21 protein-coding genes are annotated in these 25,979 nt (G+C 70.5%); 7 read left to right on the plus strand and 14 right to left on the minus strand.

Features of this window, described 5'->3' with window-relative positions; translation table 11 throughout:
* Window positions 1–220 precede the first annotated feature (220 nt).
* From ACZ7L0_RS34170 to ACZ7L0_RS34200, 7 genes are all read left to right on the plus strand, one after another.
* On the plus strand, window positions 221–1,159 hold the full coding sequence (locus ACZ7L0_RS34170; protein WP_471246426.1) for a M56 family metallopeptidase: 939 nt from the start codon (window positions 221–223) through the stop codon (window positions 1,157–1,159).
* Between the two features lie 156 nt (window positions 1,160–1,315).
* A complete protein-coding gene (locus ACZ7L0_RS34175; RefSeq protein WP_471246427.1) occupies window positions 1,316–2,107 on the plus strand; it encodes a GntR family transcriptional regulator in 792 nt (263 codons plus the stop codon).
* A 52-nt stretch (window positions 2,108–2,159) separates the two neighbouring features.
* On the plus strand, window positions 2,160–2,387 hold the full coding sequence (locus ACZ7L0_RS34180) for a 4Fe-4S dicluster domain-containing protein (protein WP_031166915.1): 228 nt from the start codon (window positions 2,160–2,162) through the stop codon (window positions 2,385–2,387).
* A gap of 15 nt (window positions 2,388–2,402) precedes the next feature.
* The gene (locus tag ACZ7L0_RS34185; RefSeq protein ID WP_471246428.1) at window positions 2,403–3,746 is read left to right on the plus strand and encodes an ABC transporter substrate-binding protein; all 1,344 of its coding nucleotides are present in this window, start codon (window positions 2,403–2,405) and stop codon (window positions 3,744–3,746) included.
* The gene (locus tag ACZ7L0_RS34190; RefSeq protein WP_471246429.1) at window positions 3,743–4,621 is read left to right on the plus strand and encodes an ABC transporter permease; all 879 of its coding nucleotides are present in this window, start codon (window positions 3,743–3,745) and stop codon (window positions 4,619–4,621) included. The genes ACZ7L0_RS34185 and ACZ7L0_RS34190 overlap by 4 nt, the downstream gene beginning before the upstream one ends.
* A complete protein-coding gene (locus tag ACZ7L0_RS34195; protein ID WP_471246430.1) occupies window positions 4,605–5,372 on the plus strand; it encodes an ABC transporter ATP-binding protein in 768 nt (255 codons plus the stop codon). Before ACZ7L0_RS34190 ends, ACZ7L0_RS34195 begins: the two co-directional genes overlap by 17 nt.
* A gap of 11 nt (window positions 5,373–5,383) precedes the next feature.
* Window positions 5,384–8,155, plus strand: coding sequence for a fumarate reductase/succinate dehydrogenase flavoprotein subunit (locus ACZ7L0_RS34200; protein WP_471246431.1), 2,772 nt, complete (start codon window positions 5,384–5,386; stop codon window positions 8,153–8,155).
* A gap of 21 nt (window positions 8,156–8,176) precedes the next feature.
* On the opposite strand, the gene recQ is transcribed toward ACZ7L0_RS34200, so the two are convergent.
* From recQ to ACZ7L0_RS34270, 14 genes are all read right to left on the minus strand, one after another.
* Complete coding sequence (gene recQ / locus ACZ7L0_RS34205) at window positions 8,177–10,204, minus strand: DNA helicase RecQ (RefSeq protein ID WP_471246563.1); 2,028 nt, start codon at window positions 10,202–10,204, stop codon at window positions 8,177–8,179.
* A gap of 139 nt (window positions 10,205–10,343) precedes the next feature.
* Entirely contained in the window at window positions 10,344–11,993 is a 1,650-nt protein-coding gene (gene nuoN, locus ACZ7L0_RS34210; RefSeq protein WP_471246432.1) for an NADH-quinone oxidoreductase subunit NuoN, read from the minus strand.
* Window positions 11,990–13,561 (minus strand): NADH-quinone oxidoreductase subunit M, encoded by a 1,572-nt coding sequence (locus tag ACZ7L0_RS34215; protein WP_471246433.1) that lies wholly within the window; start codon window positions 13,559–13,561, stop codon window positions 11,990–11,992. The genes nuoN and ACZ7L0_RS34215 overlap by 4 nt, the downstream gene beginning before the upstream one ends.
* Window positions 13,562–13,566: 5 nt before the next feature.
* Window positions 13,567–15,462, minus strand: a complete 1,896-nt coding sequence (nuoL, locus tag ACZ7L0_RS34220; RefSeq protein WP_471246434.1) for an NADH-quinone oxidoreductase subunit L — start codon at window positions 15,460–15,462, stop codon at window positions 13,567–13,569.
* Window positions 15,463–15,477: 15 nt separating this feature from the next.
* Window positions 15,478–15,777, minus strand: coding sequence for an NADH-quinone oxidoreductase subunit NuoK (gene nuoK, locus ACZ7L0_RS34225; protein ID WP_009190046.1), 300 nt, complete (start codon window positions 15,775–15,777; stop codon window positions 15,478–15,480).
* The gene (locus ACZ7L0_RS34230; RefSeq protein ID WP_471246435.1) at window positions 15,774–16,616 is read right to left on the minus strand and encodes an NADH-quinone oxidoreductase subunit J; all 843 of its coding nucleotides are present in this window, start codon (window positions 16,614–16,616) and stop codon (window positions 15,774–15,776) included. Before ACZ7L0_RS34230 ends, nuoK begins: the two co-directional genes overlap by 4 nt.
* A complete protein-coding gene (gene nuoI / locus ACZ7L0_RS34235) occupies window positions 16,613–17,263 on the minus strand; it encodes an NADH-quinone oxidoreductase subunit NuoI (protein ID WP_471246436.1) in 651 nt (216 codons plus the stop codon). Before nuoI ends, ACZ7L0_RS34230 begins: the two co-directional genes overlap by 4 nt.
* Window positions 17,256–18,620, minus strand: a complete 1,365-nt coding sequence (nuoH, locus tag ACZ7L0_RS34240) for an NADH-quinone oxidoreductase subunit NuoH (RefSeq protein WP_471246437.1) — start codon at window positions 18,618–18,620, stop codon at window positions 17,256–17,258. The genes nuoI and nuoH overlap by 8 nt, the downstream gene beginning before the upstream one ends.
* Entirely contained in the window at window positions 18,617–21,121 is a 2,505-nt protein-coding gene (locus tag ACZ7L0_RS34245) for an NADH-quinone oxidoreductase subunit G (RefSeq protein WP_471246438.1), read from the minus strand. The genes nuoH and ACZ7L0_RS34245 overlap by 4 nt, the downstream gene beginning before the upstream one ends.
* Complete coding sequence (gene nuoF / locus ACZ7L0_RS34250) at window positions 21,118–22,464, minus strand: NADH-quinone oxidoreductase subunit NuoF (protein ID WP_471246439.1); 1,347 nt, start codon at window positions 22,462–22,464, stop codon at window positions 21,118–21,120. Before nuoF ends, ACZ7L0_RS34245 begins: the two co-directional genes overlap by 4 nt.
* Window positions 22,464–23,336, minus strand: a complete 873-nt coding sequence (gene nuoE, locus ACZ7L0_RS34255) for an NADH-quinone oxidoreductase subunit NuoE (RefSeq protein WP_471246440.1) — start codon at window positions 23,334–23,336, stop codon at window positions 22,464–22,466. Before nuoE ends, nuoF begins: the two co-directional genes overlap by 1 nt.
* Window positions 23,333–24,670, minus strand: a complete 1,338-nt coding sequence (locus ACZ7L0_RS34260) for an NADH-quinone oxidoreductase subunit D (RefSeq protein ID WP_471246441.1) — start codon at window positions 24,668–24,670, stop codon at window positions 23,333–23,335. The genes nuoE and ACZ7L0_RS34260 overlap by 4 nt, the downstream gene beginning before the upstream one ends.
* Entirely contained in the window at window positions 24,667–25,419 is a 753-nt protein-coding gene (locus ACZ7L0_RS34265; RefSeq protein WP_471246442.1) for an NADH-quinone oxidoreductase subunit C, read from the minus strand. Before ACZ7L0_RS34265 ends, ACZ7L0_RS34260 begins: the two co-directional genes overlap by 4 nt.
* Complete coding sequence (locus ACZ7L0_RS34270; protein ID WP_007383964.1) at window positions 25,416–25,970, minus strand: NuoB/complex I 20 kDa subunit family protein; 555 nt, start codon at window positions 25,968–25,970, stop codon at window positions 25,416–25,418. Before ACZ7L0_RS34270 ends, ACZ7L0_RS34265 begins: the two co-directional genes overlap by 4 nt.
* Window positions 25,971–25,979 lie beyond the last annotated feature (9 nt).

Consider the following 25,979-nt stretch of genomic DNA (forward strand, 5'->3'; position numbering starts at 1 on the left):
GCTGTGCGCGGTCGCCGGGGTGCTGGTCGGCCGTGCGGGAGGCACTGCGGGAATAGGGGGCGGGGAGGCTGGAGGGCGGGTGGTGTTTGCCGTCGACGACTGACTCCGGGGCCACGTCGGCGTCATACTGGCGTAACAGCGTGCACCACCCGAACCGCCACCCGAACCACCGCGCCCGACCCTCCCGCCCTGTCTCCGACCAGGAACCGGAGCCCCCGGCATGACCGTCTGCCTGCTCCTGCTGAGCGTCGTCGCTCTGACGGCCGCCGTGCCGGTGCCGCGCGCGCTGACCCGGGCGGCGTGGACCGAACGGGAACCCGTGGTCGCCCTGTGGGTGTGGCAGTGCCTGGTCGCCACCGTGCTGCTGTGCTGCCTGACCGCGCTGGTGCTGGGCGCCGCCGCCGTCTTCCACACCGTCCGCGACCACGTCTTCGCCCCCGCGCCGCCCGCCGTGACCGCCGCGTACGACCTCTCCGTCGCCCCGCTCTGGGCCGTCGCGCTCACCGCGCTGCTCGCCTGCGGGGCCGCGTGGACCACGGCGATGCTGGCCCGCGAGCTCGTCGAGGCCCGCCGTCGCCGCGGCCAGACCAGGGCCCATCTGCGGGAACGCGCACCCGAGCTGCCCGCCGGGCTGCCTGCCGCGCGGGGCCCGATGCTGGTGCTGGAGGACGAGTACCCCGACGCCTGGTGGATGCCGGGCCATCCGCCCCAGCTCGTCGTCACCACCGGCGCCCTGCACCGCCTCACCGACCACCAGCTGGACGCCGTCCTCACCCATGAGCGCGGCCACGCCCGCGCCCACCACGACTGGCTGCTGCACCTGTCCACCGCCCTGGCCACCGGTTTCCCCCGCGTCCCGCTCTTCGCCCACTTCTGCGACCAGACCCACCGCCTGGTCGAACTCGCCGCCGACGACACGGCCTCCCGCCGGTGCGGCCACCTCACCACCGCTTTGGCCCTGATCGAGCTCAACCAGCACCGCGGCGTCCTCTCCTGCGCCTCCAGCCGCCGCCTCCTGGGCGAACGCGTCGACCGTCTCCTGGAGCCCCCACCGCGGCTGCTCCGCAGGCAGCGCGCGCTGACCACGACGGTGGCGGCGCTGGTGCCGCTGCTGCCCCTGCTGATCACGTTCGCTCCGGGGCTGACGGCACTGTCCTGAACCGGCATGCCGGGGGAATGCCGCGCCCCCGGCCGGTGGCAGATCTTCTCCACTCCGCGCACAAAACCCCAGCTCATAGCCGTATCCGGCGGGGCGTCAGGTGGCGCAACACTCCGGCAACACGACTTTTCCTACCAGCTCGGTATGGTTCGAAACATGCCACCCACCGACCGCATCCGCGACCACGCCGGTCAAGGCGCCGCGACCACCGTCGCCGCCCACCGCACGCGTCGTCGGCTGCGTGCGGACCAGGCCAGGCAGCTCGCCGATCTCCTGCGGCACCAGATCCTCACCGGCGCCCACCCCGACGGCACACTCCCCCACGAGTCCACCCTCGCCGCCGACTACCGCGCCTCCCGCAACACCGTCCGCCAGGCCCTCGACCTGCTCCGCGCCGAGGGACTCGTGGACCGCCTGCCCGGCGTGGGCACGGTGGTCGTCGCCCAGAAGTACCCGCACGGGCTCGACCGTCTGATGGGTCTCGCGGAAACCCTCCGCGAACACGGCCGCGTCACCAACGAGGTCCGCACCATGGGCCCCGCTCCCGCACCCGCCCCGGTCGCCGAACGCCTCCGCGTCCCGGCCGGCGCCGACGTCCTCTACATCGAACGCCTGCGCCGCCTGAACGGCCTCCCCCTCTCCCTCGACCTCACCTACATCCCGCTCGACATCGGCGCCGCCCTGCTCGGCGCCGACCTGGAGAACACCGACGTCTTCCGCCTCCTGGAGGCCATCACCGGCCAGCCCCTCGGCCACGCCGAGATCACGCTGGAGGCGGTGAACGCGGACGCCCACTCCGCGACCGTCCTGGAGGCCCCGCGCGGCGCGGCCGTCCTGATGCTGGAACGGCTCACGCACCTCGCGGACGGCCGCCCGGTCGACCTGGAGTTCATCCGCTTCCGCGGCGACCGCATCACCATGAGCGGCCTCCTGCACCGCTCCCTCTGACACCCCTGCCCATCCCCCTCTCCCCAAGAGCTCGACCTTCCTGGAGACAGCCATGCCCTTGGCGCCCCAGCGGGCCGACGTGCCCGTGACCATCGACGAGTCGAAGTGCATCGACGGCTGCACCCTCTGCGTGGACATGTGCCCGCTGGACTCCCTCGCCATCGACGAGACCAACGGCAAGGCGTACATGCACGTCGACGAGTGCTGGTACTGCGGCCCGTGCGCGGCCCGCTGCCCCACCGGAGCCGTCACGGTCAACATGCCCTATCTGCTCCGGTGAGAGGCCCGAACTCCCATGAAACGCACGATCATCGCCCTGTCCACGGCATCCCTGCTCCTCCCCCTGTCCGCCTGCGGCGGCGACGCCGAGGCCGGTGACGGCTCCACGGTCACCGTCACCGTCGGCTACCAGTCCAAGACCATCAACACGGTCACCGCGGGCACCCTCCTGCGCTCCCTCGGCTACTTCGAGAAGCAGCTCAACGCCCTCCACGACGGCCACACCTACAAGGTCGACTGGCAGGACTACGCCACCGGCGCCCCGATCACCGCACAGATGACCGCGGGGAAGATCGACATCGGCTCGATGGGCGACTTCCCGCTGCTGCTCAACGCGGCCCGCGGCAAGCAGCTCGGCCGCCCCACCCACCTGGTGTCCGTCACCGGCTACAACCTGCGCGGCGGCCTCAACACCGTCGTCACCGCCCCGAATTCGAAACTCGCCTCCCTGAAGGACCTGAAGGGAAAGAAGGTCTCCACGAGCATCGGCTCGGCCGCCGACGGCACCCTCGTACGGGCCCTGCAGCGGGCCGGTATCGACCCCAACAAGGGCATCTCGAAGCTCAACCAGCAGCCCGCCGTGGGCGCTTCGGCCCTCTCCGCGGGCAGCGTCGACGCGCTGTCCCAGTTCGTGGCCTGGCCCGGCCTGCTCACCTACCAGGGCAAGGCCAAGGCCCTCTACGACGGCGCCCAGCTGAACCTCCCCACCTTCCACGGCGTCACCGCCCGCGAGGACTTCGCCGAGAAGCGACCCACCGTCCTCGGCGCCTTCCTCAAGGCCCAGGCCGAGGCGACCGACTACCTCAACACCCACCCCGTGGCCGCCGCCGAGAAGGTCGCCAAGGCCACCGGCCTGCCCGCCGAGGTCGTCTACCTCTACAACGGCGCCCACGGCATCGCCACCTTCGACCCCGCCGTCAAGCCCCAGCTCGTCTCCGCGCTCAAGCAGGACGTGTCGGTCCTGAAGTCCGCGAAGCTCGTCGGTGACGTCGACGTCGACTCCTTCGTCGACGACCAGTACGTGAAGAAGGCCCTCGGCGCCTCCTACGCCGAGCAGCTCGCCGCGGCTCCCGCCCCGGCCGCGAGCGAGGCGTGGGAGAAGGGATCCGAGAAGACCACCAGCTTCAAGTCCCCGAACGCGCTGCTCTCCTACGTGGCCAAGCACCAGGCCGACGTTCGCGCCGTCTACGTCCCCGACGCCACCACCGGCACCCTCTGGTTCGCCGACAAGGCGGCCTGGGTGGCCGACGGAGACCGGCTGCTCCCGTTCGTCGCCCCGGCGACCGCCCAGGCGTACATCGCCGCTCACTCCGGCGCCCGCACGGTCTCGTACACCGACGCACTCGGACGGGCCTCGTGACCCGGCGCCCACTCGCCCGGTATGCGCTGCGGGTGACGTCGCTGGCCGCGGCGCTCGGCCTCTGGCAGCTGCTGACCAGCCTCGACGTCGACCTGTGGCTGCGCTTCTCGCAGTTCCCCACGGTCACCGACGTGGCCCACGCCTTCGCCGACCGGGTCTCCGGCAGCGACTACTGGACCGACCTGACCGACAGCCTCACCCGGATCCTCACCGGCTTCGCGCTGGCGGCCGTCCTGGGCGTGGCCACGGGCGTGCTCGTGGCCCGCTCGCGCCTCGCCGAGGACGTGCTCGGCCCGGTCCTGGAGGTGATCCGCCCGATCCCGGCGATCGCCCTGGTCCCGGTCGCGATCCTCCTGTTCCCCTCCAACGAACAGGGCATCGTCTTCATCACCTGCACCGCCGCCTTCTTCCCCGTGCTGGTCTCCACCCGGCACGCGGTCCGCGCACTGACCCCCGTGTGGGAAGAGGCGGTGCGCACCATGGGCGGCGGCCGGTGGCGGATCCTCGGCTCGGTGGTCCTGCCGGGCGCACTGCCCGGCATCTTCGGCGGCCTGTCCGTCGGGATCGGCGTCTCGTGGATCTGCGTGATCTCCGCCGAGATGATCTCCGGCCAGTACGGCGTCGGCTACCGCACCTGGCAGGACTACACGGTCGTCGACTACCCGGGTGTGTTCGTCGGCATGGTCACCATCGGCGTGCTCGGCTGGGTCACCTCCACCCTCGTCGAACTGCTGGGCCGACGCCTGACCCGCTGGCTGCCGCGCACGTCGTACGTCCCCGGCGTCCGTGCCCCACGGCGGGTGCGCGGCGCCGCGGCCCCGGTACCGGTCAGCCCCAGGAGCGAGGAGGGCGTACCCCATGACCAGCTCGTCTGACGTCCGTTCACCCTCCCGCGCCGGTGCGGGACTCGCCCTGCACGGCGCCACCCTGGGACGGCCGGGCGCGCCCGTGCTGCACCAGGTGGACCTCGACATCGCACCCGGCGAGATCCTCACCGTCGTCGGACCCTCCGGCTGCGGCAAGTCGACGCTGCTGCGCACGCTCGCCGGGCTGCTGTCCCCGCTCGCCGGAGAGGTCACCCAGGACACGCGTCCCCTGACGGGCCCCGCCGCCGACCGCGCCCTGATCTTCCAGGAGGACGCCCTCCTGCCCTGGCGCACCCTGCGCGCGAACGTCGAACTGCCCCTCGCCATCAAGGGCCTGCCACGCGGTGAACGCCGCGCCCAGGCCGATTCCTGGCTGGCGCGCGTCGGGCTCGCCGAGCAGTCCCGGCAGTTGCCGCACCGCGTCTCCGGCGGCCAGCGCCAACGCGCGCAACTGGCCCGCGCCCTGGCCGGCAGCCCCCGGGCCGTCCTCATGGACGAACCCTTCGGCGCCCTCGACGCCCAGACCCGCGCCGGCATGCAGGACCTGCTGGTGGAGGTGCTGAGGGGCACGGGCGCGACCGTCGTCTTCGTCACCCACGACGTGGACGAGGCCCTGTTCCTCGGCGACCGCGTGGCCCTCTTGAACTCCGGCCGACTGACAGCCGTACGCGACGTACCACGCCCCCGCGACCGCACGGCGCACGACGAGCCGGCGCGCGTGGCGCTGCGGCGCGACGTCCTGACCTCACTGAGCATCTGAAAGGCATCGCGGTGGACACCCCGGACACCCCCACGGACACTCCCCTGGCGATCCCCGCCCTCGCCGACGCCGAAGAGCTGACCTGCGACGTCCTCGTCATCGGCGGCGGTACCGCCGGCACCATGGCGGCCCTGACCGCCGCCGAGCACGGTGCGAACGTCCTGCTGCTGGAGAAGGCCCACGTCCGCCACTCCGGGGCGCTCGCCATGGGCATGGACGGCGTCAACAACGCGGTCATCCCCGGCCGCGCCGAGCCCGACGACTACGTCGCCGAGATCACCCGCGCCAACGACGGCATCGTCGACCAGTCCACGGTCCGCCAGACCGCCACCCGCGGCTTCGCGATGGTGCAGCGCCTGGAGTCGTACGGGGTGAAGTTCGAGAAGGACGAGTACGGCGAGTACGCCGTCCGCCAGGTCCACCGCTCGGGCTCGTACGTGCTGCCCATGCCGGAGGGCAAGGACGTCAAGAAGGTGCTGTACCGGCAGCTGCGGCGGCGCGAGATGCGCGAGCGGATCCGGATCGAGAACCGGGTGATGCCGGTACGGGTGCTGACCGCCGAGGGGCGTGCCGTGGGCGCGGTCGGCTTCAACACGCGCACCGGCGCCTTCGTCACCGTCCGCGCGGGCGCGGTGATCCTGGCCACCGGCGCCTGCGGCCGTCTCGGCCTGCCCGCCTCCGGCTACCTCTACGGAACGTACGAGAACCCCACCAACGCGGGCGACGGCTACGCCATGGCCTACCACGCGGGCGCCGAACTCACCGGCATCGAGTGCTTCCAGATCAACCCGCTGATCAAGGACTACAACGGCCCCGCCTGCGCCTATGTCGCCAACCCCTTCGGCGGCTACCAGGTCAACCGGCACGGCGAACGCTTCGTCGACTCCGACTACTGGTCCGGCCAGATGATGGCCGAGTTCGCGGCGGAGGTGGCCAGCGACCGGGGGCCGGTGTACCTGAAGCTGAGCCACCTCCCGGAGGAGTCGGTCTCGGCCCTGGAGTCGATCCTGCACTCCACCGAGCGCCCCACCCGCGGCACCTTCCACGCCGGGCGCGGCCACGACTACCGCACCCACGACGTGGAGATGCACATCTCCGAGATCGGCCTGTGCGGCGGCCACTCGGCCTCCGGGGTACGGGTCGACGACCACGCCCGTACCACCGTCCCCCGCCTGTACGCCGCCGGTGACCTGGCCTGCGTGCCGCACAACTACATGATCGGCGCCTTCGTCTTCGGCGACCTGGCCGGAGCGGACGCGGCCCGCTACCAGGCGTACACCGGGGAGCTTCCGCAGGACCAGCTGCGGGAGGCGCACGAGCTGATCTACCGCCCGCTGCGCAACCCGGACGGCCCGCCGCAGCCCCAGGTCGAGTACAAGCTGCGCCGCTTCGTGAACGACTACGTGGCCCCGCCCAAGTCGGGCGCCCGGCTGTCGCTGGCCCTGGAGTCCTTCGAGCGGATGCGCGCGGACGTCGCCGCGATGGGCGCCCGCACACCGCACGAGCTGATGCGGTGCGCGGAGGTCACCTTCATCCGCGACTGCGCGGAAATGGCCGCGCGCGCCTCCCTGGCCCGTACGGAGTCCCGCTGGGGCCTCTACCACGACCGCCTCGACCATCCTCAGCGCGACGACGCGTCCTGGTTCCACCATCTCGATCTGCACAAGTCCCCCTCTGGTGCGATGGAGTTCACGGCCCGTCCCGTGGCTCCGTATCTGGTTCCGGTCGACGAATTCACTCCGGTCGGCGGCCCGTCCCGTCATCTCGGTGAGGTCCATCCGGAGGACGTGGCCACCGCCGGATCCCGGGACGTGGCGCCGGTGGCCACCGGGCCGACCTCCGCGCGCGTCACCGAGTCCGCGGACAGCGGCCCGCAGGAGACCGCCTCGCCCCGGCTGCTGGAGCTGCTGGAGCTCGCCGAGGAGCAGCCCGAACTCACCGCGATCGAGCCCTACTTGGCCGACCCCGATCCCTCCGTGCGCCGGACGGCGGTCTCGGTCCTCACCGAGACCGTTCCCCCCGGCACCGGGCAGGCACTGGCCCGTGCGCTCGCCGATGCCGACGCCGAGGTCCGCGGGGCCGCCGCGGCCTCGCTGCGCGAGCTGGTCGAGACCCTCCCGCCCGAACCCGCCCTCGGTGCCGCCCTCACCGGTGCGCTCGCCGAGGCCGACCCCGTGGTCCGCGCCGCCGCCCTCGACGTGCTGCGCGCCCTGCGCCTGGGTGACGCGGGCGTGTTCGCCGTGGCCCTGGACGACCCCGACATCACCGTCCGGATCGAGGCCGTACGCGCGCTCGTCTCGGTCGACGCCGTCGAGCCGCTGGCCGGTGCGGCGGGCGACCCCTCTCGGGAGGTGCGCGTCACCGTGGCCAAGGCGCTGGCCGCCGTCAGCTCGGCGTCCCTGGCCGCGAGCGCCGTGGAACTGCTCACCGGCACGCTGGACCGGCTCACCGACGACTCCGATCCCCTGGTGCGCGGCGCCGCGCTCGGCGCGCTGGCCGCCGTGGGCTGCCCTGCTCCGCTCGCCGTGCGTGCCGTGGCCGCCCTGTCGGACCCGGCATGGCAGGTCCGGGCGGGCGCGGCGACCGCGCTCGGCTCCGCGGCCCCCGGCGACGCGGTCCCCGCCCTCGCCAAGGCCCTGGCCGACCCCAACGCCGACGTTCGCAAGGCGGCGGTCCTGGCGCTGACCCGGCATGCCGGCGAGGAGGAGGCCCGGGCGGCCCTGGCCACGGCCACGACGGACTCGGACGCGGACGTCAGGGCGTACGCGGCGCGGGGGGTGTGACGGTCCCCCGCACCGCCCCGGCTATATCCAGTCGTCCGGCTCCGGCTCGGCGTCCAGTTCGGGCCAGTCGTCGTCCGGTGCCTCGCCGCTCGCCGGAGCCGGAGCCGGGCCGCCCGCAGCCGGGCCACCGGCACTCGGGCCACCGGCGGTCGGGCCGTCCAGGGAGGCCAGCACTCCCAGCACCCCCTCGCCGTACGTCACGAGCTTCTTCTCGCCGACCCCGTTCACCGTGCCCAGCTCGGCCACCGACCCCGGCCATCTGCTGACGATCTCCCTCAGCGTGGCGTCGTGGAAGATGACGTATGCCGGAACGCCCTGCTCACGCGCCTGTTCCGCGCGCCAGGCGCGCAGGGCCTCGAAGGCGGGCAGCAGCTCGTCGGGCAGCTCGGCCGCGGCGGCCTTGGCCTTGCGCTCACCCCGCCCGGAAGAGGAGGAGGAAGAGGCCGACCCCGGCCGGGAGGTCACCGGCTTCTTCGGCTCCTTGCGCAGCGGCACCTCCCGCTCCCGCCGCAGCACCGCCCCGCTCGCCTCGGTGAGCACCAGCGTGCCGTACTCCCCCTCGACCGCGAGCAGCCCCTGGGCCAGCAGCTGCCGGACGACACCCCGCCACTCGCCCTCGGTGTGCTCCTCGCCGATACCGAAGACGGACAGCTGGTCGTGGTCGAACTGGATCACCTTGCCGGTGCGCTTGCCGAGCAGGATGTCCACGATCTGCACCGCGCCGAACTTCTGCCCGCGCTCCCGCTGCAGCCGCACCACCGTCGAGAGCACCTTCTGCGCGGCGATCGTGCCGTCCCAGGTCTCCGGCGGCACCAGGCAGGTGTCGCAGTTGCCGCAGCCCGCCGGGTCCGGGTCCTGGCCGAAGTAGGCGAGCAGCTGGCCGCGGCGGCACTGGGCGGTCTCGCACAGCGCGAGCATCGAGTCCAGATGGGCGGCGGCCCGGCGGCGGAACGCCTCGTCGCCCTCGCCGGACTGGATGAGCTTGCGCTGCTGTATGACGTCATTGAGCCCGTACGCCATCCAGGCCGTCGACGGCAGGCCGTCCCGTCCCGCGCGGCCCGTCTCCTGGTAGTAGCCCTCGATCGACTTGGGCAGGTCGAGGTGGGCGACGAACCGCACGTCCGGCTTGTCGATGCCCATCCCGAAGGCGATGGTCGCCACCACGACCAGACCGTCCTCACGCAGGAACCGGGCCTGGTGCGCCGCGCGCGTGCCCGCGTCCAGGCCCGCGTGATAGGGCACCGCCTCGACGCCGTTGCGGGTCAGGAACTCCGCGGTCTTCTCCACCGAGTTCCGCGAGAGGCAGTACACGATGCCCGCGTCCCCCGCGTGCTCCTCGCGCAGGAAGGCGAGCAGCTGCTTCTTGGGGTCGGCCTTGGGCACGATCCGGTACTGGATGTTGGGCCGGTCGAAGCTGGCGACGAAGTGGCGCGCCGCCGGCATGTTCAGCCGCTGCGTGATCTCCTGGTGGGTCGCGTGCGTGGCCGTCGCCGTGAGCGCGATCCGGGGGACGTCCGGCCAGCGCTCGCCCAGGAGGGAGAGGGAGAGGTAGTCGGGGCGGAAGTCGTGGCCCCACTGGGAGACGCAGTGCGCCTCGTCGATGGCGAAGACCGCGATCTTGCCCCGGGAGAGCAGGTCGAGGGTGGAGTCCAGCCGCAGCCGCTCCGGGGCCAGGTACAGCAGGTCCAGCTCCCCGGCCAGGAACTCCGCCTCGACCACGCGCCGCTCGTCGAAGTCCTGGGTGGAGTTCATGAACCCGGCGTTCACGCCGAGCGCGCGCAGCGCGTCGACCTGGTCCTGCATCAGGGCGATGAGCGGCGAGACCACGATGCCCGTACCCGGTCTGACCAGGGCCGGGATCTGGTAGCACAGCGACTTTCCGCCACCGGTCGGCATGAGGACGACGGCGTCGCCGCCCGCCACCACATGCTCGATGACCGCTTCCTGTTCGCCGCGGAAGGCCTCGTATCCGAAGACCCGGTGCAGTGTGGCCAGCGTCTCGCTGTCCGTCGTCCCTGGCATCTCGCCGATCCCGCCCGTCCCGCCCATCGACCTGTCCCCCGTACGTCGTCCCTCGACCACTGCGTCCACGATAGGCGCCCGCACCGACAGGGCCGGAGTTATCCACAGGCCCGGGCGTACGAGGGCCCCGGCTCCCACAGGGAGAACCGGGGCCCCACGCATACGGTCAGCGCACGAACACTCCCGCCTGGTTCGCCAGGTCCAGGAAGTACTGCGGCGCCACACCCAGCACCAGCGTCACCGCCACGCCCACGCCGATCGCCGCCATCGTCAGCGGTGACGGCACGGCCACCGTGGGGCCCTCCGGGCTGGGCTCGCTGAAGAACATCAGCACGATCACGCGGATGTAGAAGAAGGCCGCGATCGCCGAGGAGATCACACCGACCACGACCAGCGGGGCCGCGCCGCCCTCCGCCGCCGCCTTGAACACGGCGAACTTCCCGGCGAACCCGGAGGTCAGCGGAATGCCCGCGAAGGCCAGCAGGAACACCGCGAACACGGCCGCCACCAGCGGCGACCGGCGGCCCAGCCCCGCCCACTTCGACAGGTGCGTCGCCTCACCGCCGGCATCCCGCACCAGGGTCACCACAGCGAACGCGCCGATCGTCACGAACGAGTACGCGGCCAGGTAGAAGAGGACGGACGAGACACCGTCCTCCGAGGTCGCGATAACACCCGCGAGGATGAACCCGGCGTGCGCGATGGACGAGTACGCCAGCAGCCGCTTGATGTCGGTCTGCGTGATCGCGACGATCGCACCGCCCAGCATGGTCACGATCGCGACGGCCCACATGACCGGCCGCCAGTCCCAGCGCAGGCCGGGCAGCACGACGTACAGCAGTCGCAGCAGCGCGCCGAACGCCGCCACCTTGGTCGCCGCCGCCATGAAGCCGGTCACCGGGGTCGGCGCGCCCTGGTAGACGTCGGGCGTCCACATGTGGAAGGGCACCGCGCCGACCTTGAACAGCAGGCCCATCACCACCATCGCGGTGCCGATCAGCAGCAGAGCGTCGTTGCCCATGGTGTTGGCCAGCGCCGGGTCGACGTTGGTGACCGTGCCGTCGACGACCTGCGCGATCGTCGCGTACGACACCGAGCCCGCGTAGCCGTACAGCAGCGCGATGCCGAACAGGGTGAACGCCGAGGCGAACGCGCCGAGCAGGAAGTACTTGACCGCGGCCTCCAGCGACATCAGCCGCTTGCGGCGGGCGAGCGCGCACAGCAGGTACAGCGGCAGCGAGAAGACCTCCAGGGCCACGAACAGCGTCAGCAGGTCGTTGGCCGAGGGGAACACCAGCATGCCGGCGACCGCGAACAGCAGCAGCGGGAAGACCTCGGTGGTGGTGAAGCCCGCCTTCACGGCGGCCTTCTCACTGTCGCTGCCCGGCACCGACGCGGCCTGCGCCGCGAAGGAGTCCACCCGGTTGCCGTGTGCCGCCGGGTCGAGCCGCCGTTCGGCGAAGGTGAACAGGCCGACCAGACCGGCCAGCAGGATCGTGCCCTGCAGGAACAGCGACGGCCCGTCGACCGCGATGGCGCCCATCGCCGCGATGTGCGCCTTGGTGGTGCCGTACCCGTCCGCCGCGAGGGCGACGACCGCGGCGAAGGCGGCGCACAGCGCGACGGCGGACACGAACACCTGTGCGTAGTAGCGGAACTTGCGCGGGACGAACGCCTCGACCAGCACCCCGACGATCGCCGCACCGACGACGATCAGGGTCGGCGAAAGCTGTCCGTATTCGATCTTCGGCGCGTCGATCTTCGAGATCGGGTCGGCCGCGGTTGTCCACAGGCTGTGGACGGCTGCTGCGCTCACTTGGCCGCCTCCACCTCGGGCTTGGGGTCCTTCTTGTGTACGTCGGACATGGTCTGCTCGACCGCCGGGTTGACGATGTCCGTCACGGGCTTCGGGTAGACGCCCAGGAAGATCAGCAGCACGACCAGCGGAGCCACCACCAGCAGTTCACGCGCGCGGAGGTCCGGCATCGCGGAGACCTCCGGCTTCACCGGGCCCGTCATCGTCCGCTGGTACAGGACGAGGGTGTAGAGCGCGGCGAGGACGATGCCGAAGGTGGCGATGATCCCGATCGCCGGGTAGCGCGCGAACGTGCCGACCAGCACCAGGAACTCACTCACGAACGGCGCGAGCCCCGGCAGCGAGAGAGTCGCCAGGCCGCCGATCAGGAACGTGCCGGCGAGCACCGGCGCGACCTTCTGCACACCGCCGTAGTCCGCGATGAGCCGCGAGCCGCGCCGGGAGATCAGGAAGCCCGCGACCAGCATCAGCGCGGCCGTGGAGATGCCGTGGTTGACCATGTAGAGCGTCGCCCCGGACTGGCCCTGGCTGGTCATCGCGAAGATGCCCATGACGATGAAGCCGAAGTGCGAGATCGACGCGTAGGCCACCAGCCGCTTGATGTCCCGCTGGCCGACCGCCAGCAGCGCCCCGTAGACGATGCTGATCAGCGCCAGTACGAGGATGACGGGCGTCGCCCACTTGCTCGCCTCCGGGAACAGCTGGAGGCAGAACCGGAGCATCGCGAAGGTGCCCACCTTGTCGACGACCGCCGTGATGAGCACGGCGACCGGGGCGGTGGCCTCCCCCATGGCGTTGGGCAGCCAGGTGTGCAGCGGCCACAGGGGCGCCTTCACCGCGAAGGCGAAGAAGAAGCCCAGGAACAGCCAGCGCTCGGTGCTCGTCGCCATGTGCAGCGAGCCGTTGGCGCGGGCCTGCGCGATCTCCGTGAGCGAGAAGTTCCCGGCGACCACGTACAGGCCGATCACCGCGGCCAGCATGATCAGGCCGCCGACCAGGTTGTAGAGCAGGAACTTCACCGCCGCGTACGACCGCTGCGTCGACGCCGCCTCCTCGCCGTGCTCGTGGGCATGGTCCCCGAAGCCGCCGATGAGGAAGTACATCGGGATCAGCATGGCTTCGAAGAAGATGTAGAAGACGAAGACGTCGGTGGCCTCGAAGGAGATGATCACCATCGCCTCGACGGCCAGGATCAGCGCGAAGAAGCCCTGCGTCGGCCGCCAGCGGCGGCTGCCGGTCTCCAGCGGGTCGGCGTCGTGCCAGCCCGCGAGGACGATGAACGGGATCAGCAAGGCGGTCAGCGCGATGAGGGCCACCGCGATGCCGTCCACGCCCAGCTCGTACCTCACCCCGAAGTCCTTGATCCAGGCGTGGGACTCGGTGAGCTGGTAGCGGGCGCCGTCCGGGTCGAAGCGGACCAGGACGACGACCGCCAGGGCGAGCGTGGCGAGCGCGACCAGCAGCGCCAGCCACTTGGCGGCGTCGCGCCGCGCGGCCGGTACGGCGGCCGTGGCGACCGCCCCGACGGCCGGGAGCGCCGCCGTCGCTGTCAGCAGAGGAAAGGACATCGGTATCAGACCGCCCTCATCAGCAGGGTCGCGGCGACCAGGAGTGCGGCACCGCCGAACATCGAGACCGCGTAGGAGCGCGCGAAGCCGTTCTGCAGCCGGCGCAGCCGCCCGGACAGGCCGCCGAATCCGGCCGCCGTGCCGTTGACGACCCCGTCGACCAGAGTGTGGTCGACGTAGACCAGGGAGCGCGTGAGGTGCTCTCCGCCGCGCACCAGGACGACGTGGTTGAAGTCGTCCTGGAGCAGGTCGCGCCGGGCGGCCCGGGTGAGCAGCGACCCGCGCGGGGCGACGACCGGGACGGGCCTGCGGCCGTACTGCGCGTAGGCGAGTGCGACGCCGAGGAGCAGCACCACCATCGTGGCGCCGGTGACCACCCCGGCACCGATCGGCGAGTCGCCCTCCTCGTGACCGGTGACGGGCTCCAGCCAGTGCAGGAAGCGGTCGCCGATGCTGAAGGCCGCACCGGCGAACACCGATCCGACGGCCAGCACGATCATGGGGATCGTCATGACCTTGGGCGACTCGTGCGGGTGCGGCTCGTCGCCGTTCTCGTCCGGCTGCCAGCGCTTCTCGCCGAAGAACGTCATCAGCATCACGCGGGTCATGTAGAACGCCGTGATGGCCGCGCCGAGCAGGGCCGTGCCGCCGAGGATCCAGCCCTCGGTGCCGCCCTTGGCGAAGGCCGCCTCGATGATCTTGTCCTTGGAGAAGAAGCCGGACAGGCCCGGGAAGCCGATGATGGCGAGGTAGCCGAGGCCGAAGGTGACGAAGGTGACCGGCATGTACGTGCGCAGGCCGCCGTACTTGCGCATGTCGACCTCGTCGTTCATGCCGTGCATGACCGAACCGGCTCCGAGGAACAGCCCGGCCTTGAAGAAGCCGTGCGTCACCAGGTGCATGATCGCGAAGACGTAGCCGATGGGGCCGAGGCCCGCCGCCAGCACCATGTAGCCGATCTGCGACATGGTCGAGCCGGCCAGCGCCTTCTTGATGTCGTCCTTCGCGCAACCGACGATCGCACCGAACAGGAGCGTGACGGCGCCGACCACGGTGACCACGAGCTGTGCGTCGGGCGCCGCGTTGAAGATCGCCGCCGAGCGGACGATCAGGTAGACGCCCGCGGTCACCATCGTCGCGGCGTGGATGAGGGCCGAGACCGGGGTCGGGCCCTCCATCGCGTCCCCGAGCCAGGACTGCAGCGGCACCTGGGCGGACTTGCCGCAGGCGGCGAGCAGGAGCATCAGGCCGATGGCGGTGAGCTTGCCCTCGGAGGTGTCGCCGACGTGGCTGAACACCGGGTCGAAGGCGAAGGACCCGAAGGTGGTGAACATCAGCATGATCGCGATCGACAGGCCCATGTCGCCGACGCGGTTGACCAGGAAGGCCTTCTTCGCCGCGGTGGCCGCGCTGGGCTTGTGCTGCCAGAAGCCGATCAGCAGGTAGGAGGCGAGACCGACGCCCTCCCAGCCGACGTACAGCAGCAGGTAGTTGTCGGCGAGGACGAGCAGCAGCATCGCCGCGAGGAACAGGTTCAGATAGCCGAAGAATCGGCGGCGGCGCTCGTCGTGCTCCATGTACCCGACCGAGTACAGGTGGATCAGCGAGCCGACGCCGGTGATCAGCAGCACGAAGGTGATCGACAGCTGATCGAGGCGGAAGGTGACGTCCGCCTGGAAGCTCTCGACCGGGATCCAGGTGTACAGGTGCTGGATCAGGGTGCGGTGCTCGGCGTCCTTGCCGAGCAGATCGGCGAAGAGGATCAGGCCGAACACGAAGGAGACGGCCGACAGGAGCGTGCCGATCCAGTGGCCGACGGCGTCCAGGCGCCGGCCTCCGACCAGCAGGACGGCCGCTCCGAGCAGGGGCGCCGCGATCAGCAGCGCGATCAGGTTCTCCACGATTCTCCCGACCCCTTACAGCTTCATCAGGCTGGCGTCGTCGACCGAGGCCGAGTGGCGGCTGCGGAACAGCGACACGATGATCGCCAGACCGACGACGACCTCGGCGGCGGCGACGACCATCGTGAAGAAGGCGATGATCTGGCCGTCGAGGTTGCCGTGCATCCGGGAGAAGACGACGAACGCGAGGTTGCAGGCGTTGAGCATCAGCTCGATACACATGAACACGACGATCGCGTTGCGCCTGATGAGCACCCCGGTCGCGCCGATCGTGAACAACAGTGCCGCGAGATACAGGTAGTTGACGGGGTTCACTTCGACGCCTCCTCGGCCCGCTTGAAGTTCGCCGGCTCGATCGGGGTCCGTTCCAGACGCTCCTCGGCGCGCTGTTCCAGGGCCCGCAGGTCGTTGAGCGCCTCCGCCGACACGTCACGGATCTGGCCGCGCTCGCGCAGCGTCTTGCTGACCGTGAGCTCGGACGGGGTGCCGTCGGGCAGCAGGCCCGCGATGTCGACGGCGTTGTGCCGGGCGTACACGCCGGGCGCGGGCAGCGGCGGGATGTACTTCCCCTCGCGCACCCGCTGCTCGGACAGCTCCCGCTGGGTCTTGGCGCGCTCGGTGCGCTCCCGGTGGGTGAGCACCATGGCGCCGACGGCGGCCGTGATGAGCAGGGCGCCGGTGATTTCGAAGGCGAAGACGTACTTGGTGAAGATGAGGGCCGCCAGGCCCTCCACGTTTCCGTTCGCGTTCGCCTGACCGGTGCCGTCGAACTCCCTCAGAGAGGCGTTGGCGATGCCCGCGAACAGCAGGACGCCGAAGCCGGCTCCACACAGGAGGGCCAGCCAGCGCTGACCCTTGATGGTCTCCTTCAGCGAGTCCGCGGCCGTGACACCGACGAGCATCACCACGAACAGGAACAGCATCATGATCGCGCCGGTATAGACGACGATCTGCACGATGCCCAGGAAGTAGGCGCCGTTGGCGAGGTAGAACACCGCCAGGACGATCATGGTTCCGGCGAGGCACAGCGCGCTGTGCACGGCCCTCTTCATGAAGACGGTGCACAGGGCGCCGATCACGGCGACGGTGCCCAGGACCCAGAACTGGAAGGCCTCTCCGGTGGAGGTGGAGTAGGCGGCGAGCTGCGCGGTCATCGGCCGATCACCTTCTTGGACGCCGGTTCGTCCTCACCGAAGGTCGAGGAGGCCTCCTGGGGCACCTCGCCCTTGGAGAGGGCCACCTGCCGTACGGTGCCGGGCGCTGCCTCCGTCACCAGACCCTGGTAGTAGTCCTGCTCGTCCATCCCCGGGTAGATGGCGTGGGGTGAGTCGACCATGCCCTCTTCGAGCCCGGCGAGCAGCTGCTCCTTGGTGTAGATGAGGTTGGCGCGGCTGGAGTCGGCGAGCTCGAAGTCGTTCGTCATCGTCAACGCGCGCGTGGGGCACGCCTCGATGCACAGGCCGCACAGGATGCAGCGGGCGTAGTTGATCTGGTAGACGCGGCCGTACCGCTCGCCCGGCGAGTAACGCTCCTCGTCGGTGTTGTCGGCGCCCTCCACATAGATGGCGTCGGCGGGGCAGGCCCAGGCGCACAGCTCGCAGCCCACGCACTTCTCCAGGCCGTCCGGATGGCGGTTGAGCTGGTGCCGTCCGTGGAACCGCGGAGCCGTGGTCTTCTTCTGCTCCGGGTACTGCTCGGTCAGCCGCTTCTTGAACATGGCCTTGAAGGTCACGCCGAAGCCGGCCACGGGGTTCTGGAAGCCGGGCTTCGACTGCCCGGGCTCCTTGGGCTCCTCAGCCATCGGACGCCTCCTTTCCATCCGTAGATCCGTCACTGACAGTGTCCGTCCCACCACTGACAATCAGCTCCCGCTCGCGGTGCGAGCGGCGCCTGGGCACCGGCGGCAGCTCCTGCCCCGGCAGCGGCGGCACGGGGAATCCGCCGGCCAGCGGGTCGAACCCGGCGGGCTCGGCGGCGGGCGGCTCGGCCGTCTTCGCCTTGTCGCGGAACATGTCGGCGACGAAGGACAGCAGGAGCAGGGCCAGGACACCGCTGCCGACGTAGAGGGCGATGTCGGCGAAGCCGTAGTTCTCGTTCCTGAGGGTCCGCACGGTGGCGACGAGCATCAGCCATGTCACCGAGACCGGGATGAGGACCTTCCAGCCGAGCTTCATCAGCTGGTCGTAGCGCACGCGCGGGAGCGTGCCGCGCAGCCAGATGAAGAAGAACAGCAGCAGCTGGACCTTGATCACGAACCAGAGCAGCGGCCACCAGCCGTGGTTCGCGCCCTCCCAGAAGGCGCTGATCGGCCACGGGGCCCGCCAGCCGCCGAGGAAGAGCGTGGTCGACACGGCCGAGACGGTCACCATGTTGACGTACTCGGCGAGCATGAACATCGCGAACTTGATCGACGAGTACTCGGTGTTGAAGCCGCCGACCAGGTCGCCCTCGGACTCCGGCATGTCGAAGGGGGCGCGGTTGGTCTCCCCCACCATCGTGACGATGTAGAGGATGAAGGAGACCGGCAGCAGCACGATGTACCAGCGGTCCTGCTGCTGCTCGACGATCGTCGACGTCGACATCGACCCCGAGTAGAGGAACACCGAGGCGAACGCGGCGCCCATCGCGATCTCGTACGAGATCATCTGCGCGCAGGAGCGCAGGCCGCCGAGCAGCGGATAGGTGGAGCCGGAGCTCCAGCCCGCGAGCACGATGCCGTAGATGCCGACCGAGGCGACCGCGAGGATGTAGAGCATCGCGATCGGCAGGTCGGTCAGTTGCATCGTGGTGCGGTGGCCGAAGATCGAGATCTCGTTGTCGGCCGGCCCGAAGGGGATCACCGCGATCGCCATGAAGGCCGGGATGGCCGCGACGATCGGCGCGAGGACGTACACCACCTTGTCCGCGCGCTTGACGATGATGTCTTCCTTGAGCATCAGTTTGACGCCGTCGGCGAGCGACTGGAGCATGCCCCAGGGACCGTGCCGGTTGGGGCCGATGCGCAGCTGCATCCAGGCGACGACCTTGCGTTCCCAGACGATGGAGAACAGCACGGTCACCATCAGGAAGGCGAAGCAGAACACCGCCTTGACGACGACCAGCCACCAGGGGTCGCGGCCGAACATCGAGAGGTCTTCAGCGGCCAGGTACGGGCTCATGCCTCCACCTCCTTGGGGGCCTCACCGGCGAGCGCCGCCGGGCCGATGCGGACGAGGGAGCCGGGCTGTGCCCCGGTGTCGGAGGCGACTCCGCCGCCGACGGAGTTCAGCGGGAGCCAGACCACCCGGTCGGGCATCTCGGTGACCTGGAGCGGCAGTTCCACCACTCCCGAAGGACCGGTCACGGCGATCAGACCGCCGTCCTCGACGCCCGCCTCGGCGGCCGTGGCGGCCGACACACGCGCGCGTGCCGCGTGCCGGGTCCCGGCGAGCGCCTCGTCGCCCTCCTGGAGCACACCCTGGTCGAGCAGCAGCCGGTGCCCGGCGAGCACGGCCTCACCGGCGGCCGGACGCGGCAGCACACCCGCCGTCTCCAGCGGCTCGGAGGCCCGCGGCCCGTCCCAGGCGCCCAGCCGGTCCAGCTCCGCGCGCACGGTCCGCAGATCCGGCAGACCCAGGTGTACGTCCATGGCGTCGGCCAGCATCTGCAGCACACGCGAGTCGGTCGGCGCCATCCTGCGGGTCATCTGGTCGGGCTTGAGCGCGGCATCGAAGAAGCGCACCCGGCCCTCCCAGTTGAGGAAGGTGCCCGCCTTCTCGGCGACCGCCGCGACGGGCAGGACCACGTCGGCGCGTTCGGTGACCTCGCTCGGCCGCAACTCCAGCGACACCACGAAACCGGCCTCGGACAGCGCCTCACGCGCGCGTGCCGGATCCGGCAGGTCGGCCACCTCCACACCCGCGACCAGCAGCGCCTGGAGCTCACCGCTCGCGGCGGCCTCGACGATCTGGCCGGTGTCACGGCCGTAGCGGTGCGGCAGTTCGGCCAGCCCCCAGGCCGCGGCGACCTCCTCACGCGCGCGCGGGTCGGTCGCCGGACGCCCGCCCGGCAGCAGCGACGGCAGCGCGCCCGCCTCGACGGCACCGCGCTCACCGGCCCGCCGCGGGATCCACACCAGCTGGGCGCCGGTCGCGGAGGCGGCCCGTACGGCGGCGGTGAGACCACCGGCGACCGAGGCCAGCCGCTCGCCGACGACGATCACCGCACCCTCGGTGCGCAGCGCCTCGGCGGCCTGCGCCCCGGAGTCCTCCAGGCCCTCGCCGCTCGCCAGCGCGTCCAGCCACTCGGTCTCGGTGCCGGGAGCGGCCGGCAGCAGCGTGCCGCCCGCCTTCTCCAGGCCGCGCGTGGCGTGCGTGGCCAGCGAGAACACCCTCTGCTTGTGGCCGCGCCAGGCCTTGCGCAGCCGCAGGAAGACGCCGGGCGCCTCCTCCTCCGACTCGAACCCGACCAGCAGGACGGCGGGCGCCTTCTCCAGGGAGGCGTACGAGACGCCCGTACCGTCGAGGTCACGGCCGTGGCCCGCCACCTGGGCCGCCAGGAAGTCGGCCTCCTCACCGCTGTGCACGCGCGCGCGGAAGTCGATGTCGTTGGTGTCGAGGGCCACGCGCGCGAACTTGCTGTAGGCGTAGGCGTCCTCGATGGTCAGCCGGCCGCCGGTGAGGACACCGGTCCTGCCGCGCGACGCCAGGAGACCCTGGGCGGCGATCTGCAGCGCCTCCGGCCAGGACGCAGGCTCCAGCGCGCCTTCGGCGTTGCGCACCAAAGGCGTGTCGAGCCGGTCCTTCAGCTGCGCGTACCGGAACGCGAAGCGCCCCTTGTCGCAGATCCACTCCTCGTTGACCTCGGGGTCGTTGGCGGCGAGCCGCCGCATGACCTTGCCGCGCCGGTGGTCGCTGCGGGTCGCGCAGCCGCCCGAGCAGTGCTCGCAGACGGAGGGCGAGGAGACCAGGTCGAAGGGCCGCGAGCGGAAGCGGTAGGCCGCCGAGGTCAGCGCGCCGACCGGGCAGATCTGGATGGTGTTGCCGGAGAAGTACGACTCGAAGGGGTCGCCCTCGCCGGTGCCGACCTGCTGGAGCGCGCCACGTTCGAGCAGCTCGATCATCGGGTCGCCCGCGATCTGGTTGGAGAACCGGGTGCAGCGGGCGCACAGCACGCACCGCTCGCGGTCGAGCAGCACCTGCGTGGAGATCGGGACCGGCTTCTCGTACGTCCGCTTCCGCCCGCCGAAGCGGGACTCGGCGTTGCCGTGCGACATCGCCTGGTTCTGCAGCGGGCACTCGCCACCCTTGTCGCAGACCGGGCAGTCCAGCGGGTGGTTGATGAGGAGGAGCTCCATCACCCCGTGCTGGGCCTTCTCGGCGACCGGTGAGGTGAGGTGGGTCTTCACCACCATCCCGTCCGTGCACGTGATCGTGCAGGACGCCATGGGCTTGCGCTGGCCCTCGACCTCGACGATGCACTGGCGGCAGGCGCCGACCGGGGCGAGGAGAGGGTGGTCGCAGAAGCGCGGGATCTCGATGCCGAGCTGCTCGGCGGCGCGGATGACCAGGGTGCCCTTGGGCACGCTGATCTCGGCGCCGTCGATCGTCAGCGTGACGAGGTCCTCCGGCGGGACCGCCGCCTCTCCCCCTCCCGCGGGAGCGCTGGTGGTCACGGTCATGCGGTCACCTCCGGGCGGTCGGCCCAGGCCGTGGACTTCGCCGGGTCGAAGGGGCAGCCCCGGCCGGTGATGTGCTGCTCGTACTCCTCGCGGAAGTACTTGAGCGAGGAGAAGATCGGCGAGGCGGCGCCGTCGCCGAGGGCGCAGAAGGACTTGCCGTTGATGTTGTCGGCGATGTCGTTCAGCTTGTCGAGGTCGGACATGACGCCCTTGCCGGCCTCGATGTCGCGCAGCAACTGCACCAGCCAGTACGTTCCTTCGCGGCAGGGCGTGCACTTGCCGCAGGACTCGTGGGCGTAGAACTCGGTCCAGCGGGTGACGGCCCGCACGACGCAGGTCGTCTCGTCGAAGCACTGCAGAGCTTTGGTGCCGAGCATGGAACCCGCGGCACCCACTCCTTCGTAATCAAGAGGGACGTCGAGGTGCTCGTCGGTGAACATCGGCGTCGAGGAGCCGCCCGGTGTCCAGAACTTCAGCCGGTGCCCGGGACGCATCCCGCCGCTCATGTCGAGGAGCTGGCGGAGTGTGATGCCGAGCGGGGCCTCGTACTGGCCGGGGGTGGCTACATGGCCGCTGAGCGAGTAGAGCGTGAAGCCCGGGGACTTCTCGCTGCCCATCGACCTGAACCATTCCTTGCCGTTTTTCAGGATGGCGGGAACCGACGCGATGGACTCGACGTTGTTCACAACAGTCGGGCACGCATAGAGGCCCTCGACGGCAGGGAAGGGGGGACGCAGCCGCGGTTGACCACGGCGGCCTTCGAGCGAGTCGAGCAGTGCGGTCTCCTCACCGCAGATGTACGCGCCGGCGCCGGCGTGCACGGTGAGTGTGAGGTCGAGTCCGCTGCCCAGGATGTTCTCGCCGAGGTAGCCCGCCGCGTAGGCCTCGCGCACGGCCTCGTGCAACCGCCGCAGAACAGGGACGACTTCACCACGCAGATAGATGAAGGCATGAGACGACCTGATGGCATAACACGCGATCACAATGCCCTCGATGAGGCTGTGCGGGTTCGCGAAGAGGAGCGGGATGTCCTTGCAGGTCCCGGGCTCCGATTCGTCGGCGTTGACAACTAGATAGTGCGGTTTTCCATCACCCTGGGGAATGAACTGCCACTTCATCCCCGTCGGGAACCCCGCGCCGCCTCGCCCGCGCAGACCGGACTCCTTGACGTACGCGATCAGGTCGTCCGGCGACATGGCGAGCGCCTTGCGGAGCCCCTCGTACCCCTCGTGCCTCCGGTAGACGTCCAGCGTCCACGACCTGTCCTCGTCCCAGAAGGCCGACAGCACGGGTGCGAGCAGCTTCTCGGGGCTGGTGTCCTTGAGTTCGGGGACCACGGTCATCACTCCCCCTCCTCGGCGGTAGGCCCTGCCGGGTGGGCCGGGTCGGAGGCCGATGTGTCCTGCGGCGCGTCGTGTGAACTGAGGTGTTCGGCCGGCGACGGTTCGTGCACCGCCCGGTCCTGCGGTTCGTCGTGCGGTCCGCCGTCCCGCGGATGCACCACCCGCGCGGGTGCGGCCTCTCCCCTTGCCAGGCGAAGGCCCACCAGCGAAGCGGGTCCCGCGCTGCCGCTCTCCTCGACGGCCCCGGGCCGCTCGTCGGGGAAGCCCGCCAGGATCCGGGCGGTCTCCTTGAAGGTGCACAGGCGTGCCCCGCGCGTGGGCTCGACGGGCCGTCCCGCGCGGAGGTCGTCGACCAGGCGCGCGGCGCTCGCCGGGGTCTGGTTGTCGAAGAACTCCCAGTTCACCATCACGACCGGCGCGAAGTCGCAGGCCGCGTTGCACTCGATGTGCTCCAGGGTGACCTTGCCGTCGTCGGTGGTCTCGCCGTTGCCGACGCCCAGGTGCTCCTGCAACGACTCGAAGATCGCGTCGCCGCCCATCACCGCGCACAGCGTGTTGGTGCACACCCCGACCTGGTAGTCACCGGAGGGCTTGCGCCGGTACATGGTGTAGAAGGTGGCGACCGCGGTGACCTCGGCCGTGGTCAGGTCCAGCATGTCCGCGCAGAACCGCATCCCGGTGCGCGTGACATGGCCCTCCTCCGACTGCACCAGGTGCAGCAACGGCAGCAGGGCGGACCGGGAGTCCGGGTAGCGCGCGATGATCTCGCGCGCGTCGGACTCGAGCCGGGCGCGGACGTCGTCCGGGTAGCCGGGCGCGGGCAGTTCGGGCATACCCAGGCTGACGCCCCGCTCGGAAGAACTGGTGGTCACCGGTCGACGCCTCCCATCACAGGGTCGATGGACGCGACGGCGACGATGACGTCGGCGACCTGGCCGCCCTCGCACATCGCCGCCATGGCTTGCAGGTTGGTGAAGGACGGTTCACGGAAGTGGACCCGGTAGGGGCGCGTGCCGCCGTCGGACACGGCGTGCACCCCGAGTTCGCCCTTGGGCGACTCGACGGCCGCGTACACCTGTCCCGGCGGGACCCGGAAGCCCTCGGTGACCAGCTTGAAGTGGTGGATCAGGGCCTCCATCGAGGTACCCATGATCCTCTTGATGTGGTCGAGGGAGTTGCCGAGCCCGTCCGGTCCCAGGGCGAGCTGTGCGGGCCAGGCGATCTTCTTGTCGGCGACCATGACCGGGCCGGACTGGAGCCGGTCCAGGCACTGCTCGATGATCCGCAGCGACTGGCGCATCTCCTCCATGCGGATCAGGAAACGGCCGTAGGAGTCGCAGGTGTCGGCGGTCGGGACCTCGAAGTCGTACGTCTCGTAGCCGCAGTACGGCTGCGTCTTGCGCAGGTCGTGCGGCAGGCCGGTGGCGCGCAGGATCGGGCCGGTGGCGCCGAGGGCCATGCAGCCGGCCAGGTCGAGGTAGCCGACGTCCTGCATACGGGCCTTGAAGATGGGGTTCCCGGTGGCGAGCTTGTCGTACTCCGGGAGGTTCTTCTGCATCTTCTTCACGAACTCGCGGATGTGGTCCACCGCGCCGGGCGGCAGGTCCTGCGCGAGTCCGCCGGGGCGGATGTACGCGTGGTTCATCCGGAGGCCCGTGATGAGCTCGTAGATGTCGAGAATCATTTCACGATCACGGAATCCGTAGATCATGATCGTGGTGGCGCCGAGTTCCATGCCGCCGGTGGCGATGGCCACCAGGTGCGAGGACAGCCGGTTCAGCTCCATCAGGAGCACCCGGATGATCTTGGCGCGCTCGGTGATCTGGTCCTCGATGCCGAGCAGCTTCTCGACGGCCAGGCAGTAGGCGGTCTCGTTGAAGAAGGACGTCAGGTAGTCCATGCGCGTCACGAACGTGGTGCCCTGCGTCCAGGTCCGGTACTCGAGGTTCTTCTCGATGCCGGTGTGGAGGTAGCCGATGCCGCAGCGGGCCTCGGTGACCGTCTCGCCGTCGATCTCCAGGATCAGGCGGAGCACCCCGTGGGTGGAGGGGTGCTGGGGACCCATGTTGACGACGATGCGCTCGTCGTCGGCGCGGGCCGCGGACTGGACGACCTCGTCCCAGTCGCCACCGGTGACCGTGTAGACGGTGCCCTCGGTGGTCTCACGTGCCGAGGCGGCGGACTCGGCTGCTGGCTGCGTGCTCACGAGTACGACCTCCGCTGGTCCGGAGCCGGAATCTGGGCGCCCTTGTACTCGACGGGGATGCCGCCGAGGGGGTAGTCCTTGCGCTGCGGGTGGCCCTGCCAGTCGTCCGGCATCATGATCCGGGTCAGGGCCGGGTGACCGTCGAAGACGATCCCGAAGAAGTCGTACGTCTCGCGCTCGTGCCAGTCGTTCGTCGGGTAGACGGAGACCAGCGACGGGATGCGCCGGTCGCTGTCGGGGGCGCTGACCTCCAGGCGGATCAGCCGGTTGTGGGTGAGCGAGCGCAGGTGGTAGACGGCGTGCAGCTCGCGGCCCTTGTCGTGCGGGTAGTGGACACCGCTGACGCCGGTGCACAGCTCGAAGCGCAGGGCGGGGTCGTCGCGCAGGGTCCGGGCGACGCGCAGCAGGTGCTCGCGCTCGATGTGGAAGGTGAGCTCGTCGCGGTCGACGACCGTCTTCTCGATCGCGTTGCCGGGCACCAGGCCCTGCTCCTCCAGCGCGCCCTCCAGCTCGTCGGCGACCTCGTCGAACCATCCGCCGTAGGGCCGGGTCGCCGGCCCCGGGAGCCGGACCGAGCGGACCAGGCCGCCGTAGCCGGAGGTGTCGCCGCCGTTGTTGGCGCCGAACATGCCGCGCTGGACGCGGATCTCCTCGCCGCCCTGGCCGCGCTGGCCGGGGAGGTTGGAGGCGGCGAGGTCCTTCTCGGGGTTCACCCCGTTCGCGCCGTTGGTGCCGTTCGCGTCGCTCACCGCAGCAGCCCCTTCATCTCGATGGTGGGCAGGGCCTTGAGCGCCGCCTCCTCCGCCTCGCGGGCCGCTTCCTCGGCGTTCACGCCGAGCTTGGAGGACTGGATCTTCTGGTGGAGCTTGAGGATCGCGTCCATCAGCATCTCGGGCCGGGGCGGGCAGCCGGGCAGATAGATGTCGACCGGCACGATGTGGTCGACGCCCTGGACGATCGCGTAGTTGTTGAACATGCCGCCGGAGGAGGCGCAGACACCCATGGAGATCACCCACTTCGGGTTGGGCATCTGGTCGTAGACCTGCCTGAGCACCGGGGCCATCTTCTGGCTGACGCGGCCCGCGACGATCATCAGGTCCGCCTGCCGCGGTGAGCCGCGGAAGACCTCCATGCCGAAGCGCGCCAGGTCGTAGCGGCCGGCACCGGTGGTCATCATCTCGATGGCGCAGCAGGCGAGGCCGAATGTGGCCGGGAAGACGGACGCCTTGCGCACCCAGCCCGCGGCCTGCTCGACGGTGGTCAGCAGGAATCCGCTCGGCAGCTTTTCTTCGAGTCCCATGTCCTAAGG

The organism is Streptomyces sp. NPDC039424 (assembly GCF_055639495.1).

What these genes read in the sequence shown, in the direction of transcription:
- ACZ7L0_RS34195 (WP_471246430.1), top strand. Translation starts at nt 4,605, where the DNA reads ATGACCAGCTCGTCTGACGTCCGTTCACCCTCCCGCGCCGGTGCGGGA.
- ACZ7L0_RS34175 (WP_471246427.1), top strand. Translation starts at nt 1,316, where the DNA reads ATGCCACCCACCGACCGCATCCGCGACCACGCCGGTCAAGGCGCCGCG.
- recQ (WP_471246563.1), bottom strand. Translation starts at nt 10,204, where the DNA reads ATGGGCGGGACGGGCGGGATCGGCGAGATGCCAGGGACGACGGACAGC.
- ACZ7L0_RS34170 (WP_471246426.1), top strand. Translation starts at nt 221, where the DNA reads ATGACCGTCTGCCTGCTCCTGCTGAGCGTCGTCGCTCTGACGGCCGCC.
- nuoI (WP_471246436.1), bottom strand. Translation starts at nt 17,263, where the DNA reads ATGGCTGAGGAGCCCAAGGAGCCCGGGCAGTCGAAGCCCGGCTTCCAG.
- ACZ7L0_RS34180 (WP_031166915.1), top strand. Translation starts at nt 2,160, where the DNA reads ATGCCCTTGGCGCCCCAGCGGGCCGACGTGCCCGTGACCATCGACGAG.
- ACZ7L0_RS34230 (WP_471246435.1), bottom strand. Translation starts at nt 16,616, where the DNA reads ATGACCGCGCAGCTCGCCGCCTACTCCACCTCCACCGGAGAGGCCTTC.
- ACZ7L0_RS34185 (WP_471246428.1), top strand. Translation starts at nt 2,403, where the DNA reads ATGAAACGCACGATCATCGCCCTGTCCACGGCATCCCTGCTCCTCCCC.
- ACZ7L0_RS34245 (WP_471246438.1), bottom strand. Translation starts at nt 21,121, where the DNA reads ATGACCGTGACCACCAGCGCTCCCGCGGGAGGGGGAGAGGCGGCGGTC.
- ACZ7L0_RS34215 (WP_471246433.1), bottom strand. Translation starts at nt 13,561, where the DNA reads ATGTCCTTTCCTCTGCTGACAGCGACGGCGGCGCTCCCGGCCGTCGGG.
- nuoH (WP_471246437.1), bottom strand. Translation starts at nt 18,620, where the DNA reads ATGAGCCCGTACCTGGCCGCTGAAGACCTCTCGATGTTCGGCCGCGAC.
- nuoF (WP_471246439.1), bottom strand. Translation starts at nt 22,464, where the DNA reads ATGACCGTGGTCCCCGAACTCAAGGACACCAGCCCCGAGAAGCTGCTC.
- ACZ7L0_RS34270 (WP_007383964.1), bottom strand. Translation starts at nt 25,970, where the DNA reads ATGGGACTCGAAGAAAAGCTGCCGAGCGGATTCCTGCTGACCACCGTC.